At 57.3% G+C, this 16602-nt stretch carries 18 protein-coding genes; 7 read left to right on the top strand and 11 right to left on the bottom strand.

The window, feature by feature from the left end:
- Positions 1–132 precede the first annotated feature (132 nt).
- From AAFM15_RS06090 to AAFM15_RS06070, 5 genes are all read right to left on the bottom strand, one after another.
- The gene (locus tag AAFM15_RS06090) at positions 133–1671 is read right to left on the bottom strand and encodes a 2-isopropylmalate synthase (protein ID WP_341685816.1); all 1539 of its coding nucleotides are present in this window, start codon (positions 1669–1671) and stop codon (positions 133–135) included.
- A gap of 184 nt (positions 1672–1855) precedes the next feature.
- The gene (gene pssA, locus AAFM15_RS06085) at positions 1856–2647 is read right to left on the bottom strand and encodes a CDP-diacylglycerol--serine O-phosphatidyltransferase (protein WP_341685815.1); all 792 of its coding nucleotides are present in this window, start codon (positions 2645–2647) and stop codon (positions 1856–1858) included.
- 122 nt (positions 2648–2769) lie between these two features.
- Positions 2770–3786, bottom strand: a complete 1017-nt coding sequence (gene ilvC, locus AAFM15_RS06080) for a ketol-acid reductoisomerase (RefSeq protein WP_341685814.1) — start codon at positions 3784–3786, stop codon at positions 2770–2772.
- Positions 3787–3826: 40 nt separating this feature from the next.
- A complete protein-coding gene (gene ilvN, locus AAFM15_RS06075) occupies positions 3827–4318 on the bottom strand; it encodes an acetolactate synthase small subunit (RefSeq protein WP_341685813.1) in 492 nt (163 codons plus the stop codon).
- 84 nt (positions 4319–4402) lie between these two features.
- Complete coding sequence (locus AAFM15_RS06070) at positions 4403–6172, bottom strand: acetolactate synthase 3 catalytic subunit (RefSeq protein WP_341685812.1); 1770 nt, start codon at positions 6170–6172, stop codon at positions 4403–4405.
- 290 nt (positions 6173–6462) lie between these two features.
- On the opposite strand from AAFM15_RS06070, the gene AAFM15_RS06065 reads away from it, so the two are divergent.
- The 3 genes from AAFM15_RS06065 to AAFM15_RS06055 are packed head-to-tail and all read left to right on the top strand — an operon-like array spanning position 6463 to position 7925.
- Positions 6463–6927 carry an RDD family protein gene (locus AAFM15_RS06065; protein WP_371833090.1) on the top strand — a complete coding sequence of 155 codons (465 nt, stop codon included), beginning with the start codon at positions 6463–6465 and terminating at the stop codon, positions 6925–6927.
- The gene (locus tag AAFM15_RS06060; protein WP_341685810.1) at positions 6924–7325 is read left to right on the top strand and encodes a diacylglycerol kinase; all 402 of its coding nucleotides are present in this window, start codon (positions 6924–6926) and stop codon (positions 7323–7325) included. The genes AAFM15_RS06065 and AAFM15_RS06060 overlap by 4 nt, the downstream gene beginning before the upstream one ends.
- Positions 7326–7925, top strand: coding sequence for a TIGR00730 family Rossman fold protein (locus tag AAFM15_RS06055; RefSeq protein ID WP_341685809.1), 600 nt, complete (start codon positions 7326–7328; stop codon positions 7923–7925).
- Between the two features lie 5 nt (positions 7926–7930).
- On the opposite strand, the gene AAFM15_RS06050 is transcribed toward AAFM15_RS06055, so the two are convergent.
- The 3 genes from AAFM15_RS06050 to ppa form a co-directional block, all read right to left on the bottom strand.
- Positions 7931–8269, bottom strand: a complete 339-nt coding sequence (locus AAFM15_RS06050; RefSeq protein ID WP_341685808.1) for a P-II family nitrogen regulator — start codon at positions 8267–8269, stop codon at positions 7931–7933.
- 20 nt (positions 8270–8289) lie between these two features.
- Positions 8290–9948, bottom strand: coding sequence for an NAD+ synthase (locus AAFM15_RS06045; protein WP_341685807.1), 1659 nt, complete (start codon positions 9946–9948; stop codon positions 8290–8292).
- 105 nt (positions 9949–10053) lie between these two features.
- Positions 10054–10584, bottom strand: a complete 531-nt coding sequence (ppa, locus tag AAFM15_RS06040; protein WP_341685806.1) for an inorganic diphosphatase — start codon at positions 10582–10584, stop codon at positions 10054–10056.
- 120 nt (positions 10585–10704) lie between these two features.
- On the opposite strand from ppa, the gene moaA reads away from it, so the two are divergent.
- Positions 10705–11841 carry a GTP 3',8-cyclase MoaA gene (gene moaA, locus AAFM15_RS06035; RefSeq protein ID WP_341685805.1) on the top strand — a complete coding sequence of 379 codons (1137 nt, stop codon included), beginning with the start codon at positions 10705–10707 and terminating at the stop codon, positions 11839–11841.
- Entirely contained in the window at positions 11834–12457 is a 624-nt protein-coding gene (mobA, locus tag AAFM15_RS06030; RefSeq protein ID WP_341685804.1) for a molybdenum cofactor guanylyltransferase MobA, read from the top strand. The genes moaA and mobA overlap by 8 nt, the downstream gene beginning before the upstream one ends.
- A 13-nt stretch (positions 12458–12470) precedes the next feature.
- On the opposite strand, the gene rnhA is transcribed toward mobA, so the two are convergent.
- Together rnhA and AAFM15_RS06020 are read right to left on the bottom strand one after the other, a co-directional pair.
- Positions 12471–12917, bottom strand: a complete 447-nt coding sequence (gene rnhA / locus AAFM15_RS06025) for a ribonuclease HI (protein ID WP_341685803.1) — start codon at positions 12915–12917, stop codon at positions 12471–12473.
- Positions 12910–13692 (bottom strand): methyltransferase domain-containing protein, encoded by a 783-nt coding sequence (locus tag AAFM15_RS06020; RefSeq protein ID WP_341685802.1) that lies wholly within the window; start codon positions 13690–13692, stop codon positions 12910–12912. The genes rnhA and AAFM15_RS06020 overlap by 8 nt, the downstream gene beginning before the upstream one ends.
- Positions 13693–13726: 34 nt before the next feature.
- On the opposite strand from AAFM15_RS06020, the gene gloB reads away from it, so the two are divergent.
- A complete protein-coding gene (gloB, locus tag AAFM15_RS06015; protein WP_341685801.1) occupies positions 13727–14497 on the top strand; it encodes a hydroxyacylglutathione hydrolase in 771 nt (256 codons plus the stop codon).
- A gap of 8 nt (positions 14498–14505) precedes the next feature.
- A complete protein-coding gene (locus AAFM15_RS06010) occupies positions 14506–15984 on the top strand; it encodes a transglycosylase SLT domain-containing protein (protein WP_341685800.1) in 1479 nt (492 codons plus the stop codon).
- Between the two features lie 26 nt (positions 15985–16010).
- Here the strand turns inward: AAFM15_RS06010 and recR are convergent, their stop codons facing one another.
- Positions 16011–16601 carry a recombination mediator RecR gene (recR, locus tag AAFM15_RS06005; protein ID WP_341685799.1) on the bottom strand — a complete coding sequence of 197 codons (591 nt, stop codon included), beginning with the start codon at positions 16599–16601 and terminating at the stop codon, positions 16011–16013.
- Between the last annotated feature and the right edge of the window lies 1 nt (position 16602).

The following is a 16602-nucleotide window of genomic DNA, read 5'->3' as shown; positions in this document are numbered from 1 at the left end:
GAGTTTTTGTGAATTTCATCAAAAAATACTGAAAACAGGAATACAACAGACTCTAGTTTATCTGAATAAAAAAAGCCATGCAAGATCAAACACTTGCATGGCTTTGTTGAAGCGCATCTTTTTTTGTAAAGTTCAGCCTTGTGCAGCGACTCTTTCAGCTTTGCTACTCAATTTGTTCAAAGCGCTCAAGTAGGCTTTGGCGGAAGCGACCACGATATCTGGATCTGCACCCACACCGTTGACCACACGACCACTGTTTTGCAGACGTACCGTTACCTCGCCTTGGCTTTCGGTCGAGCCACTGATGGCGTTGACCGAGTAGAGCACCATTTCAGCACCGCTCTTGACATGGGCTTCAATGGCTTTCATGGACGCATCGACCGGGCCGTTCCCAGTGGACTCGCTCCTGACTTCCTTGCCCTGCACCGTGAACACGATGGTGGCTTGCGGTTGCTCGCCGGTTTCACTGCGCTGGGACAAGGACACAAAACCGTATTGGTCCTGCTCGGCTGCGGCACCTTCGCTGTTGACCAAGGCCAGAATGTCTTCGTCAAAAATCTCGCTCTTGCGATCGGCCAATTCCTTGAACTTGGTGAAAGCGTTGTTGATTTCGGTTTCGCTATCCAGCTCCACGCCCAATTCCTGCAAACGCTGCTTGAAGGCGTTGCGACCCGACAGCTTGCCCAGCACAATTTTGTTGGCGCTCCAGCCCACATCTTCGGCGCGCATGATCTCGTAGGTATCGCGGGCTTTGAGCACGCCATCCTGGTGAATCCCCGATGCGTGGGCAAACGCATTCGCGCCCACCACCGCTTTGTTGGGCTGCACCACAAAACCGGTGGTCTGACTGACCATGCGGCTGGCGGCCACGATGTGCTGGGTGTCGATGTTCACATCCAGACCAAAATAATCACGCCGCGTCTTGACTGCCATCACCACTTCTTCAAGCGAGCAGTTGCCGGCGCGCTCACCCAGACCGTTGATGGTGCACTCCACCTGGCGAGCACCGCCGATCTTCACACCGGCCAGCGAGTTGGCCACGGCCATACCCAGGTCGTTGTGGCAATGCACTGACCAGATGGCTTTGTCTGCATTGGGCACTTTCTCACGCAGGGTCTTGATGAAGTTGCCGTACAGCTCGGGGATGGCGTAGCCCACGGTATCGGGAATGTTGATGGTGGTGGCGCCTTCGGCAATCACGGCTTCGACCACGCGGGCCAGAAAGTCGATCTCGCTGCGGTAACCGTCCTCGGCGCTGAACTCGACATCGCCACACAGGTTGCGCGCAAAACGCACCGCCTGTTTGGCCTGCTCGAGCACTTGCTCTGGCGTCATGCGCAACTTTTTCTCCATGTGAAGAGGAGATGTGGCAATAAAGGTATGAATACGACCACTGTTGGCTCCTTTGAGCGCCTCAGCTGCACGAGAAATGTCACGATCATTGGCTCGGGACAAGGAACACACCGTCGAATCCTTGATCGCATTGGCAATCGTCTGCACCGCTTCGAAATCACCGTTGGAGCTGGCAGCGAAGCCGGCTTCGATCACATCTACACGCAGTCGCTCCAGCTGGCGCGCAATGCGCAGCTTTTCGTCACGCGTCATCGACGCACCAGGAGACTGCTCACCATCACGCAAGGTGGTGTCAAAAATGATCAACTTGTCTGCCATGTTCACTCCAGTATCGAAATCACCGCAGGGTTTGGAAACAAAGCAAAAGGCCCGCTGCGGGTTGCATGCGGGCCTTTTGGGTTTTGTTGGCTTGCGCTACATATCCCGCCCGCAGGGCGTTAGCAGTAGAGCAAGCAAAAACAAATTCATGTCAATGAATGTAGCACAGTTTAAAAAGCGCCGCTCAGTCGTCTACATGCAAGCCGCGTTCATCGGGCTCATCGGTAGAAGTACTGATCAAACTGACCGGTTCGCCCCTGAATTTGCGCAAAAGATACATCACATAGCCACTCACTCCGTAAGCCATGAAAAGACCAAACAACACCGAAGGCGGATGAATATTGATGACGGCAATCAACAACACCAACAGTACCAGCCCTACGAAAGGCACGCTCTTCTTGATCTGCAAGTCCTTGAAGCTGTAGAACGGCACATTGGTCACCATGGTCAGGCCAGCGTAGAGCGCCAGGGCAAACATGGGCCAGGCCAGATCGGACGGATTCATTTCCAGATCTGTCATGATCCAGATAAAGCCCACCACCAGGGCCGCTGCCGCCGGTGAAGGCAAGCCCTGGAAGTAGCGCTTGTCCACCACAGCCGTATTCACGTTAAAGCGCGCCAGCCGCAAAGCCGCGCAGGCGCAATACACAAACGCAGCAATCCAGCCCCAGCGACCCAGGCCTCGAAAGGCCCACTCGTAGGCAATCAAGGCGGGCGCTGCGCCAAAGGAAACCATGTCAGCCAAGGAGTCCATTTGTTCACCAAATGCGCTTTGGGTGTTGGTCATTCGCGCGACACGCCCATCAAGGCTATCGAGCACCATGGCACAAAACACACCGATGCACGACAGGTCGTAGCGTCCATTCATGGCCATCACAATGGCGTAGAAACCGCCAAAAAGCGCCGCCAATGTGAACAGGTTGGGCAACACATAAATGCCTTTGGAAGGCTTGCGACGAACCGGTTGCGAATCCATGAATATCCTTGTGTCAAAAGGCACGACTACTGGCCTGCCTTGGGGCTCCAAGTGTAAGCCAGAGTTCAGCCAAAGAAAAAGGCCACACAAGGTGGCCTTATCGTTCAGGCAGATCAGTCTGATCAGTTGCGGCTCTGGTCCACCAGTTTGTTTTTGGCGATCCAGGGCATCATGGCGCGCAGCTGGGCACCGACTTGCTCGATCGAGTGGTCAGCGTTCAGACGGCGGCGAGCGGTCATGCTTGGGTAGTTGGTACGGCCTTCCAGGATGAACATCTTGGCGTATTCACCGGTCTGGATGCGCTTGAGGGCGTTGCGCATGGCTTCGCGCGACTTCTCGTTGATGACTTCAGGGCCGGTCACATACTCACCATACTCGGCATTGTTCGAGATGGAGTAGTTCATGTTGGCGATACCGCCTTCATACATCAGGTCCACGATCAATTTCAGCTCGTGCAGGCACTCGAAGTAGGCCATTTCAGGAGCGTAGCCCGCTTCGGTCAGGGTTTCGAAGCCCATCTTCACCAGCTCAACAGCGCCGCCGCACAACACAGCTTGCTCGCCGAACAGGTCGGTTTCGGTCTCTTCCTTGAAGTTGGTTTCGATGATGCCGCCTTTGCCGCCGCCGTTGGCCATGGCATAAGACAGGGCCACGTCACGGGCCTTGCCAGACATGTCCTGGTACACAGCGATCAGGGAAGGCACGCCGCCGCCCTTGAGGTATTCGGAGCGCACGGTGTGACCCGGGCCCTTGGGGGCGACCATGATCACGTCCAGATCGGCGCGGGGCACCACCTGGTTGTAGTGGACATTGAAGCCGTGAGCAAAAGCCAGGGTCGCACCCTGCTTCATGTTGGGGGCCACGTTGTTGTTGTACACCTCGGGGATGTTTTCGTCGGGCAACAAAATCATGACCACGTCAGCAGCCTTGACAGCGTCATTGACTTCCATGACGGTGAGGCCAGCTTTGGCCACTTTGTCCCAGGAAGCGCCACCCTTGCGCAGGCCGACCACGACTTTCACGCCGCTGTCGTTCAGATTCTGGGCATGGGCGTGGCCCTGGCTGCCGTAGCCGATGATGGCCACGGTCTTGCCCTTGATCAGGCTCAGGTCACAGTCTTTGTCGTAAAAAACTTTCACGGGTTTCTCCTTTGGAATAAGTTCAATGTGAGGTCAAAAATCAGACACGCAGAATGCGCTCACCGCGGCCAATGCCGCAAGCGCCTGTGCGTACGGTTTCCAGGATGGCGCTGCGATCAATCGCCTCCAGGAAAGCATCGTTCTTGGATGCGTCACCGGTAAGCTCGATGGTGTAGCTCTTGTCGGTCACGTCGATCACACGGCCACGGAAAATGTCGGCCATGCGTTTCATTTCTTCACGCTCCTTGCCCACGGCGCGCACCTTTACGAGCATCAGCTCGCGCTCGGTGTAGGCGCCTTCGGTCAGGTCCACCACCTTGACCACTTCGATCAGGCGGTTGAGGTGTTTGGTGATCTGCTCGATCACCTCGTCAGAACCGGTGGTTTGAATGGTCATGCGCGACAGGCTCGGGTCTTCGGTGGGGGCCACCGTCAGGGACTCGATGTTATAGCCACGTGCAGAAAACAGCCCTACTACGCGCGACAGCGCGCCAGCTTCGTTTTCAATCAGAACAGCAATGATGTGTTTCATTTTTCAGCTTCCTCTTTTCGCTGCCCTCCCCTGTGCACGGTAATGCACAGGCTTGGCAGGCAATAGATTCAACAGTTGTTGGGTTTAGAGATCTTCAGACCCCAGCAGCATTTCGGTGATGCCTTTGCCGGCCTGCACCATCGGGAACACGTTCTCGGTGGGGTCAGTCTGGAAGTCAATGAAGACGGTGCGGTCCTTGAGCTTACGGGCTTCGATGAGCGCGCCTTCGACGTCTTGTGGACGTTCAATGCGCATACCCACATGGCCATAGGCCTCGGCCAACTTCACGAAGTCGGGCAACGCGTCCATGTAGCTGTGGCTGTAGCGGCCGGAATATTCAATTTCCTGCCATTGGCGCACCATACCCAGGTAACGGTTGTTGAGCGACAGGATCTTGATCGGGGTGTTGTACTGCAAGCAGGTAGAGAGCTCCTGAATGCACATCTGCACCGAGCCTTCGCCGGTGATACAGAACACCTCGCTCTCGGGCTTGGCCAGCTTGATCCCCATGGCGTAGGGAATGCCCACGCCCATGGTGCCCAGGCCACCAGAGTTGATCCAGCGGCGCGGCTCGTCAAACTTGTAGTACTGGGCGGCGAACATCTGGTGCTGGCCCACATCGGAGGTGATGTAGGCGTCAGCGTCCTTGGTCATGTTCCACAAGGTCTCGACCACCATCTGGGGCTTGATGACTGTCGTATTGGCGCGGTCGTACTTCATGCAATCGCGCGAGCGCCAGCCTTCAACGGTGTTCCACCAGCTCTTGAGCGCTTCCGCATCGAGCTTGAGGTTGGACTCGCGGATCATGGCGATCAGCTCGGTCAGCACATCCTTGACATCGCCCACGATCGGCACATCCACCTTGACGCGCTTGGAGATGCTCGACGGATCAATGTCGATGTGGATGATCTTGCGCTCGACCGAAGCAAAGTGCTTGGGGTTGCCAATCACGCGATCGTCAAAACGAGCACCCACAGCCAGCAGCACGTCGCAGTTTTGCATGGCATTGTTGGCTTCAAGCGTACCGTGCATGCCCAGCATGCCCAGGAAACGGCGGTCAGTCGCCGGGAAAGCGCCCAAGCCCATCAGGGTGTTGGTGACCGGCACATTGAGCATGTCTACCAGGGTACGCAGCTCGGCACTGGCATTGCTCAGCAGCACACCGCCACCGGTGTAGATGTAGGGGCGCTTGGCCGACATCAGCAGCTGCAAGGCCTTGCGAATCTGTCCACTGTGACCCTTGCGCACCGGGTTATACGAGCGCATTTCGACGGACTCTGGATAACCAGTGTAAAGAGCTTTGTTGAAGGACACATCCTTCGGAATGTCCACTACCACCGGGCCGGGGCGGCCGCTGCGTGCGATGTGGAAAGCTTTTTTCATCACGGTGGCCATGTCGCGCGCATCCTTGACCAGGAAGTTGTGCTTGACGATGGGACGGGTGATACCGACAGTGTCGCACTCCTGGAAGGCATCCAGACCGATGGCAGCCGTGGGCACCTGGCCGGACACGATCACCATGGGAATGCTGTCCATGTAGGCTGTGGCAATGCCGGTGACCGCATTGGTCAGGCCGGGGCCGGAGGTGACCAGGGCCACGCCCACATCGCCGGTGGCACGTGCGTAGCCGTCGGCGGCATGCACAGCGGCCTGCTCATGACGTACCAACACGTGCTGGATGGTGTCTTGTTTGTAGAAGGCATCGTAAATATGCAAGACGGCGCCGCCTGGGTAGCCCCAGATGTACTTGACGTTTTCGGCTTGCAGTGCCTTGACCAGAATTTCTGCGCCACGCAATTCCTGCCCTTGGGCGGCGTGTGCTGCGGAGGCCATTTCGGCTTTGGACATTTCCATTTTCAACCTTTGTGAATTTCTCTGACGAAAAACCTTGGGTGCCCCTTGGCATCGACCCTCGTGAGGTGGCTTCGGGACTTGAGACCAACACCATGGACCCACAATTCGTGACCGGGCCGGATGTTGATCCGTTTGCTCGTTTTCAGTTGCAATCGCGCATTATCGCACCAATTGGCCCGACGACGCCAACCCTCAAGCGGGGTGCGATAATGCCAGCCGATTGCCCCCTCTGCAGCAGCATGAACACCAGCCCCCCAACCTCTTTGCAAGCGCCCGGACTGCGCCGCCGCATGGCCTGCTGGCTTTACGAAGGCATGCTGTTGTTTGGTGTGGTTTTCATTGCTGGCTACCTGTTTGGAACCCTGAGCCAGACCCGCAACGCCATGGACAACCGCCACCCACTGCAGTTTTTCGTATTTCTCGTACTGGGCATTTACTTCACCTGGTTCTGGTCCAAGGGCCAGACCCTGGCCATGAAAACCTGGCACATCCGCATCACGGACACTCAAGGTCAACCCTTGAGCCAGCCTCATGCCCTGGCACGCTATCTGCTGAGCTGGGTTTGGTTCTTGCCCCCCTTGTCCATGCAATGGCTGTTTGAGCTGCCTGCCGTCCAGGTTCTGGTTCTCAGTACAGGCTGGGTTGCCGTTTGGGCTTTGCTCAGCCGTTTTCACCCCCAACAGCAGTTCTGGCACGACCAACTTGCGGGTACCCGCCTGATCTCGGTCAAGCCATTACCCAAGAACAAATCATGAATACCCCCCCAAGCCCCCATCACAATGTACAGAAAGAGCGCCGCGGCTTGAACCGACTGATCCATGCCGCGGGCTACTCCTGGGCGGGCTTGCAGGCGGGCTGGCATGAAGCGGCTTTTCGCCAGGAGGTGCTCGCATCCATCGTGATGTTGCCCCTGTCTTTCTGGCTTGGCCAGAGTTGGGTAGAGGTCGCCCTCCTGGCGGGCTCCGTCCTGCTGGTCATGATGGTGGAGCTGCTCAACACCGCCATCGAATCGGTGGTGGACCGGGTCGGCCCCGAGTGGCACGACCTGTCCAAACGCGCCAAGGACATGGGCAGTGCTGCGGTGCTGCTGGCCATGCTGTTTTGCGGCGGCATCTGGATCACGGCCATTTGGCAATTCGCTCACACCCACTGAATGCTCATGCCTTCGAAAAAACCTGCTTTTTCACTTTGTGTGTACTGCGGCTCGCGGCACGGTAACAACCCTGTGTTCACACAAGTGGCACGAGAAGTCGGCCATTGGATTGGCACTCACGGAGGCCAACTGGTCTATGGGGGCGGGCGAAATGGACTCATGGGAGAAGTTGCAGAAGCCTCGCTGGAGGCTGGTGGCACAGTGGTGGGCATCATTCCCAAAGCCTTGCAAGAGCGCGAGTGGGCGCACGATGGGTGCACCGAGCTTCACATCGTGGACACCATGCACGAGCGCAAGCGCATGATGATGGAGCGCGCCGATGCCTTTGTCGCCCTGCCCGGCGGCATTGGCACGTTTGAGGAATTTTTTGAAGTGTGGACCTGGCGCCAGCTGGGCTACCACGACAAGCCTGTGGGCTTGCTCAACACAAAGGGCTACTACGACAGCCTGCTGGACTTTACCCGCCAAAGCACGCAGGCGGGCTTCATGGGCGAATGGCAAAACGAACTCATTCGAAGCGCCCCCAAGGCAAGCGAACTATTGCCCTTGTTGATCAACGAGGCGGGATTGTCCACCGCCCCACGTGCCGATCAACTTTAAAACGATCAAATCGCGGTTTCGTCCTGTTCGCCAGTGCGGATGCGCACGACGCGTTCGACGGAGGTGACAAAAATCTTGCCATCGCCGATCTTTCCCGTGCGAGCGGCCTTGACGATGGCGTCCACACAGCGCTCCACATCGTCGTCCTTGACGACCACTTCCACCTTCACCTTGGGCAGGAAATCCACCACATACTCGGCGCCACGGTACAGCTCAGTGTGGCCCTTTTGACGACCAAAGCCCTTGACCTCGGTCACGGTCAACCCGGTCACGCCACACTCGGCCAGGCTCTCGCGGACTTCTTCGAGTTTGAAGGGCTTGATGACGGCAGTGATTTGTTTCATGTGCAATACCTCTGGGTAAATCAGGATCGAAAACGGTTGGTAATAGGATAACGCCAATCCTTGCCAAAACTGCGATGGGTCACCCGTATGCCCACTGGCGACTGTCGACGTTTGTACTCGTTGAGACGAATCAGGCGCACCACTTTTTCGACATCGGCGCGCTCAAAACCATCGGCCATCAGGGCTTGCAGGCCCTCATCGTTTTCCATGTAACGGCTGATGATGGCATCCAAGACTTCGTATTCGGGCAGGCTGTCCTGGTCTTTCTGGTCCGGTCGCAGTTCAGCACTGGGTGGACGGGTGATGATGCGCTCAGGGATCGGTGCAGTACCCGTACTATAGGGGTCATGCGCATTGCGCCAGCGTGCCAGGCGAAACACCCGTGTTTTGAGTACATCCTTGATGACTGCAAAGCCTCCAGCCATATCCCCGTAAAGCGTGCAATAGCCCGTGGCCATTTCGCTTTTGTTGCCGGTCGTCAGCACCAACGAGCCCGTTTTATTGGACAGCGCCATAAGCAAGGTGCCTCTAATACGCGCTTGCAGGTTTTCTTCGGTGGTGTCTTCGGCCAGACCCGCAAATTGCGCAGCCAGCGCGGTGCGAAACTGAGCAAACAATTCGGCAATCGGAATTTCGTCGTAGCGCACCTTCAGGCGAGCCACCATATCGCGCGAATCGATCCAGCTGATGTCTTGCGTGTAGGGCGAGGCCATCATCACTGCCCGCACTTTGTCAGCGCCCAGCGCATCGACGGCCAGCGCCAAGACCAGGGCAGAGTCGATGCCGCCCGACAAACCCAAAATGACGCCAGGAAAACCGTTTTTGCCAATGTAGTCGCGAATGCCCAGCACCAGGGCGTGCCACAGCTGCGCGTCTTCGTCATCATGCGGGCACACCTCACCTTGCAGCCGTTGGCCATCACTCTCCAATGTGACAGAAAGCGCCGCTTCGACAAAGCCGGGGGCGCGTGCAGCAACCTGACCTTGTGCATCCAAAGCAAACGAGCGCCCTTCAAACACAACTTCGTCCTGCCCACCTACCAGGTGAGCGTAAACCAGGGGCAGCCCCGTTTCCTGTACGCGTTCGCGCATCTGTGCTTCGCGTTCGTGCCCTTTGTCCACATGGAATGGTGAAGCATTGAGCACAGCCAACACCTGAGCACCCGCCTCGCAGGCTTGCCGTGCGGGATGAGCAAACCAGGCGTCCTCGCAAATCAGCAGGCCGACACGGGTGCCCTGCACCTCGAACACACAGGCCTTGTTTCCGGGTGTGAAATAGCGTCGTTCGTCAAACACCTGGTAATTGGGCAACTCCTGCTTGTCATAACTGACCACAACGCGTCCTTCGGACAGCACAGAAGCCCTGTTGTAGCGTTGCACCTGGCTCACGCTGCGACTGCGCAAGCCGCCTCCTACCGGGTGACCCACCACCACATGCAAGCCCGGCAAACCAGCCAGAGCCTGCGCGAGTACGGTCACAGCTTCGTCACAAGCCTGGATAAAAGCCGGGCGCAACAACAAATCCTCAGCGGCATAGCCACAAATGGACAGTTCAGGCGTGAGCACCAGTCGCGCGCCACTGGCGTAGGCTGCACGGGCTGCTTCAATGATTTTTTGGGCATTGCCCATCATGTCGCCCACCACCAAATTGAGCTGGGCCACACTGATTTTCAGAGTCATACGATGCAATCGAGTGGATGGATTCATTATCTCATCGCCTCTGTCCTGGCAAAAAAAAGCCTGCTGCAGCCAAGCTGCAACAGGCTTTGGTCAGGACCGAAAGAATCAGGCCTTGCTGTAGGCGGCGATGCCGTCAGTGATTTCTTTTTTGGCTTCGTCCACGCCTTCCCAACCCAGCACCTTGACCCACTTGCCTTTTTCCAGGTCCTTGTAGTGCTCGAAGAAATGAGCGATCTGCTTGAGCTGCAACTCATGCAGGTCAGCGGTCGTCTTGATGTTGGCGTAGATAGGCAGCAGCTTGTCCACCGGCACAGCCAGCACCTTGCCGTCCACACCGCCTTCGTCTTCCATTTTCAAAATGCCAATGGCACGGCAGGTGATCACGACACCAGCGGGCAGCGGGAAAGGCGTCATGACCAGCACGTCAACCGGGTCGCCATCACCAGCGATGGTCTGAGGCACGTAGCCATAGTTGGTGGGGTAGTGCATGGCGGTGCCCATGAAACGGTCCACAAAAATGGCACCACTTTCCTTATCCACCTCGTATTTGATGGGGTCGGAATTCATCGGGATTTCGATGATCACGTTGAAGGCTTCAGGGGCTTTGCTGCCAGGGGTCACTTTATCGAGGGCCATGTTCGCGTCTCTGCTATGAAATGAAAAGAAAGGGGTACAACATTGGGATTACCCCTGATTTTACTTTCACCGGGCTTGCGGACTTCCGATCAAGTGGCCCCGCTGGGGCAAAATAGACGCATGTCGGAAAGCGTTTACCCCCTGATAGACCTCAGAGCAGCTGCCCTGCCCTTGCCTCAGCCATCCGAAGCATCGCTGCTTGGCACTGCGCTGCATGATGTCCATGCCAGGCCACTGCATGACTTGCGCATCAGCGTCACAGACCGCTGCAACTTTCGCTGCAGCTACTGCATGCCCAAAGAGGTATTCAACAACGACTACGCCTATCTTCCGCACAAGGACTTGCTCAGCTTCGAAGAAATCACCCGGGTGGCCAAGAACTTTGTGGCACTGGGCGTGCGAAAAATTCGCCTGACCGGCGGCGAGCCACTGCTGCGTAAAAACATCGAAATCCTGGTCGAGCAACTGGCCAGCCTGAGCACACCTGACGGCACGCCACTTGACCTGACGCTGACCACCAACGGTTCTTTGCTGGAACGCAAGGCACAAAGCCTCAAGGACGCTGGGTTGCAGCGCGTCACCGTGAGCCTGGATGGCCTGGATGACGCCGTGTTTCGCCGCATGAACGATGTGGACTTCCCTGTGCGTGATGTGCTCCGAGGTATCGAGCGCGCCCAGCACGTGGGCCTGGGACCGGTCAAGGTCAATATGGTGGTCAAGAAAGGCACCAACGAGCAGGAAATCGTGCCCATGGCGCGCCATTTCCGTGGCAGTGGTGTGCGTTTGCGCTTCATTGAATACATGGATGTCGGCGCCACCAACGGCTGGCGCATGGACGAGGTGCTGCCCAGCGCCGAGGTGCTTGAACTGCTGCAACAGGAATGGCTCATGGTGGCGCTGGAACACAGTGCCTCGGGCGAGACCGCCCAGCGCTGGGGATATGCCAACGCAGCGGGCCTGCACGACAAAGAGGCCGGAGAAATTGGCCTGATCAGCAGCGTCACGCAAGCCTTTTGCGGCGACTGCAACCGTGCCCGCCTCTCCACCGAAGGCCGCTTGTACCTGTGCTTGTTCGCTGGACAAGGCTACGACCTGCGACAACTTTTGCGTGAACAATCCCTCAATGACGAACAGTTGCGCGCACAGGTGGACGCCATCTGGCGCCAACGCAGCGACCGCTACTCCCAAATGCGCAGCCAGGCCCCGGCGGGCAGCGCCCCTGCGCGCCGGGTTGAGATGAGCTACATCGGTGGGTGACGCACTGCCAGCTTACACCGCGATCGTCCTCGCGGGGGGTCAAGGCTCCCGGATGCAGGGCCAGGACAAAGGCCTGGTCCAAGCAGGCAAAAAACGGTTGATCGACCATGCGCTGGCACGACTACAAGCTCAAACACTGGCACCACAAACAATCTTGATCAGCGCTAATCGAAATGTATCGACCTATGCCAAGCTAGGGTTACCCGTGCTGACCGATAGCATGCAGGACTACCCTGGGCCACTGGCCGGTTTTCTGACGGGCATGCAGCATTGCCAAACCTCTTGGCTGCTGAGCGTGCCGTGCGACAGCCCCAATTTTCCACAAGACTTGGCCGAGCGTTTGCTGGCGCAAGCCATGCGCGATAGCACCGACATCGTGATTGCCGCAGACCGCAGCAGCCAAGGCGAACAACGCAAGCAGGCCGTGTTTTGCCTGATGCGCGCCAGGTTGGCGCAAGATCTGTCAGCTTTTATGCTGGCTGGCGAACGCAAGATTGGCGCCTGGGTTGCAGGCCACCCTCACAGCGTGGTGTGTTTCGACCAGTCGGGCGACAACCCCATGGCTTTTTTCAACGTCAATTCAGCTGACGAATTGAGCCAACTGGCTTCGCCTTGAGCATTTGCGCCGTTCAGCGCAAAACCTGCGCCACGCCCATATTGGCCAACTCGTCAGCACGCTCGTTTCCAGGATCGCCCGCGTGCCCCTTGACCCAATGCCACTCTATTTGATGCTGGGAACCATGCACCAGGGTGTCCAGGGTCTGCCAGAGTTCAGCATTCTTGACAGGTTGTTTGGCCGCCGTTTTCCAGCCTCTGGCCTTCCAGCCATGAATCCACTCCGTGATGCCTTTGCGCACGTACTCACTGTCCAGATAGAGGCTGACCCGACAAGGACGCTTGAGTGCTCGCAACGCCTCGATGACCGCCATCAACTCCATTCGGTTATTAGTGGTCTGAGCTTCGCCGCCATGCAACTCTTTGACATTGGTACCTGACTGCAGGCGAACCCCCCAACCGCCGGGACCAGGGTTACCCTTGCACGCTCCATCGGTATGAATCTGAACATGGTTAAGCATCTTGCGCGCTTTCCTTTTGGTAGTTTGAAGCAGGATCCGTGCTGACGGACACGCGAGCCATGGGCACTGCAGCCACCTGCCCGGCAGCTGCAGGCCTCCAGCTGGCACCCTTGATCAGCCTCATGCCCTGCACCTTCTTGATCGCCACCATGCAGTACACACTGCCCAACGGCTCGGCCAGGCTCGCCATTCGCCGATCCAGCCAGCGCGTCACCCGATGGGCTGACTGATGACCGGCGCCAGTCAACCACAAGCCATAGCTGCATCGCTCAATTTCAAAACCCAGCAAGCGCAACCAGTCCTTCAGTCGCCCAGCGCTCAACAACTGCACCGGCGTGCCATCTACACCCGCCGTGTACTGCCTGCGCCAATTTTTGTACTTCCCCCCCCAGACGCTCCAGGGGTTGATCGCCGTCAACACCAGCCGCCCTTCGGGCATCAAGACCCGGTGCGCCTCACGCAAGGTGGCATGCGGGTTGTGTGAACGCTCCAGGACATGAGGCATACACACCAAGTCCAGGCTGTCCTGAGCCCAAGGCCAAGCCATCGTATCTACACAGGCCTGCGCATCAGCAGACCCCGACGAAGTTTCGAACTCGGTAGACACTACCCAACGGTGAGGCATACGGTTGACGCGCAAAGCCTCCAAATCGAGACCGGCCAATTGCAGAGCATGGAAACCAAAAGCGTCCACCACTGCAGCATCCAGCTCGGACTGCTCCCATTGTTGCAAAACCTTACGTTGCGACACGGTCAGCCACGGCAACCAAGGCATCAATGGAGGCACATTTTCTATAATAGAAGTCTTCATGAAACTTGTTGCTTTACCCGCATTCACCGACAACTACATCTGGCTGCTGCACGACGATCAGCACGCTTTGGTGGTCGACCCAGGCAGCGCCCATGAGGTGCTCGAGTGGCTGGCGCAACACCCCGGCATCGCTCTTGACCATATTCTGGTGACCCATCACCATGGCGATCATACTGGCGGGATCAAACAACTGCTGAACGCCACAGCAGCAAAAGTCCATGCTCCGGCGTCCGAACCTGCAAATTACGCCCACCATGCTGTTCGTGACAATGACGAGCTGCTTTGGCAGGGCGTGCGTTTGCACGTGTTGCAAGTGCCTGGCCATACCGCTGGGCATATAGCGTGGATCGCCAACATCCCAGGCCAAGACCCGATCTTGTTTTGCGGCGACACCCTGTTCAGCGCGGGCTGTGGTCGACTGTTCGAAGGCACCGCAGCGCAAATGCACGCGTCTTTACAAAAACTGGCCCACTTGCCTTCACAAACACGGGTCTGTCCCGCTCACGAGTACACCCTATCGAATCTGCGCTTTGCGCAAACCGTGGAACCGGAAAACACAGATATTGCACGCCACACGATCCATTGCCAGTCCTTGCGTGCAAACGATCGACCGACTCTGCCCTCCACGATTGGGCTTGAGTTACAGATCAACCCCTTCTTGCGTGTTCAACAGCCAGCGGTACGGCAAAGTGCACTGCAGCGAACACCTCAACTGAACTCCGACACCGAAGTTTTTGCCACCTTGCGTGAGTGGAAAAACGAATTTTGAATCGTCCCATGCACTTCCCATTCATTCGAATATCCTTGCGCCGCATCCTCATGGTGCTGCCCCTGTTCGCACTGGTCATTTTGTCCGGCTGCGCCAGCGTCACTCCCATCACCAACACCTCAACCAAAGCGACAGCCGAGGCTTCCAGCAATGACGCCACATTGGTGCAAGTCGATTCTTCCGCGAAGCTGCGCCCAGCATCCCAACTGGGCCTGAAGGCTCCAGAAGAGCAGGATATCTGGGAGCGTATCCGCAAGGGCTTTGCCATGCCCGACCTCGTTAATGCACGTGTCAACAGTCGCGAATCCTGGTACGCCAGCCGCCCGGACTACATGTTGCGCATGATCGAACGTTCACGCCCATATCTTTTCCATATTGTTCAGGAGCTCGAACGACGCCAAATGCCCATGGAACTGGCTCTCCTGCCCTTTGTCGAATCTGCCTTCAACCCTCAGGCGGTCTCTACCGCCAAGGCTGCGGGCATGTGGCAATTCATGCCCGCCACAGGGCGACACTTTGATCTCAAACAAAACCTGTTCATGGATGAGCGCCGTGATGTGCTGGAATCCACACGCGCAGCACTGGACTACCTGCAAAAGCTCTACGGCATGTTTGGAGACTGGCATCTCGCATTGGCTGCCTACAACTGGGGAGAGGGGAATGTCGGACGAGCCATCAGCCGCAACAAGGCACGAGGAAAAGACACTGATTACGACAGCCTGAGCATGCCCGAAGAGACGCGTTACTACGTGCCTAAACTGCAGGCCCTGAAAAACATCATCTCCAACCCTGAGGCATTCAACGCAGAATTGCCGGAGATCAAAAACCACCCCTATTTCAAAACCGTCAGTATCGACCGCGATATTGATGTGGCCTTGGCCGTGCGCCTGGCTGAAATCAGCACAGACAACTTCAGGATGCTCAATCCATCCTTCAAGCACCCGGTCATTCTTGCAGCGGGCACCCCGCAAATTCTGCTGCCTTGGGACAATGCCGAGACCTTCGCTCGCAATTTGGAAAGGCACCCCGGCAAAAAATTGGCCAGTTGGACGGCCTGGGTTGCGCCGCGCAACATGAAGCTTGAGGAGGCCGCAAAAGAAGTCAGCATGCACATCAATGACCTGCGCACTGCAAACAACATACCGCCTCGTATGCTGGTGCGTGCGGGGTCAACCCTCATCGTTCAGCGCAAAGGCGAACTCGATAGCGATGTGTCAGAACACCTGGCCACCTCAGCACAGCTCTCGCTCATGCCCGAAGTTGTGTTGCGAAAAATTGCCGTCAGTGCGCGCAAAGGCGATACCCTGGCTCGATTGGCTGCCCGCCATGGCGTATCGGCCGGGAACCTGGCCAACTGGAATAACCTGAACCTGAATGCACGACTGCACGCTGGACAAAAGTTGACCCTGTACGCCCCCTACCGTGCAGCCAAGAAAGCACCCGCCCGTACCTCTACCCGAGTTGCCAGCAAACGGAAAAAACGTTGAGCCTGTCCGGCTCACATCACAAGCGCTTAACGCCTGTCCACCAGTGCATGCGCGATCGTGCCCAAGTCAACGTACTCAAGCTCGCTACCTGCGGGTACGCCACGCGCCAGACGCGACACGCGAATACCGAAGGCGCGCAACATTTCCGAAATAACGTGTGCGGTCGCCTCTCCTTCTGCGGTGAAGTTGGTCGCCAAAATCACCTCTCGAACCGTGCCCAGCTGCACTCGCTGTTTGAGTTTGAGCAGTCCGATATCCTTGGGGCCAACACCATCGAGCGGGCTGAGTTTCCCCATGAGCACAAAATAATGACCTTTGTAGGTCCCGGTGCGCTCAATGGCAGACTGATCTGCAGGCGTTTCGACCACACACAATTGCCCACCATCTCGCAACGCATCCGAGCAAGTTTCACACACCTCCAGCTCAGTAAAGGTATGGCACTGACTGCAATGCCGCACATCTCTTACGGCCTGAGTCAGAGCCGCTGCAAGCACGGTCGCCGCCTGCCTGTCGTGCTGCAGCAAGTGATAGGCCATGCGCGAGGCGGACTTACTGCCTACACCCGGCAAACCCTTGAGAGCTTCAACCAAGGCTTGAAGAGCGTGTGTTTGCGCCACT

The sequence above is a fragment of the Limnohabitans sp. genome, from assembly GCF_038134685.1.
GTDB lineage: Bacteria > Pseudomonadota > Gammaproteobacteria > Burkholderiales > Burkholderiaceae_C > Limnohabitans_A.
The sequence above is the reverse complement of the archived record's forward strand: the minus strand, read 5'-3'. Positions and strand labels throughout refer to the sequence as shown.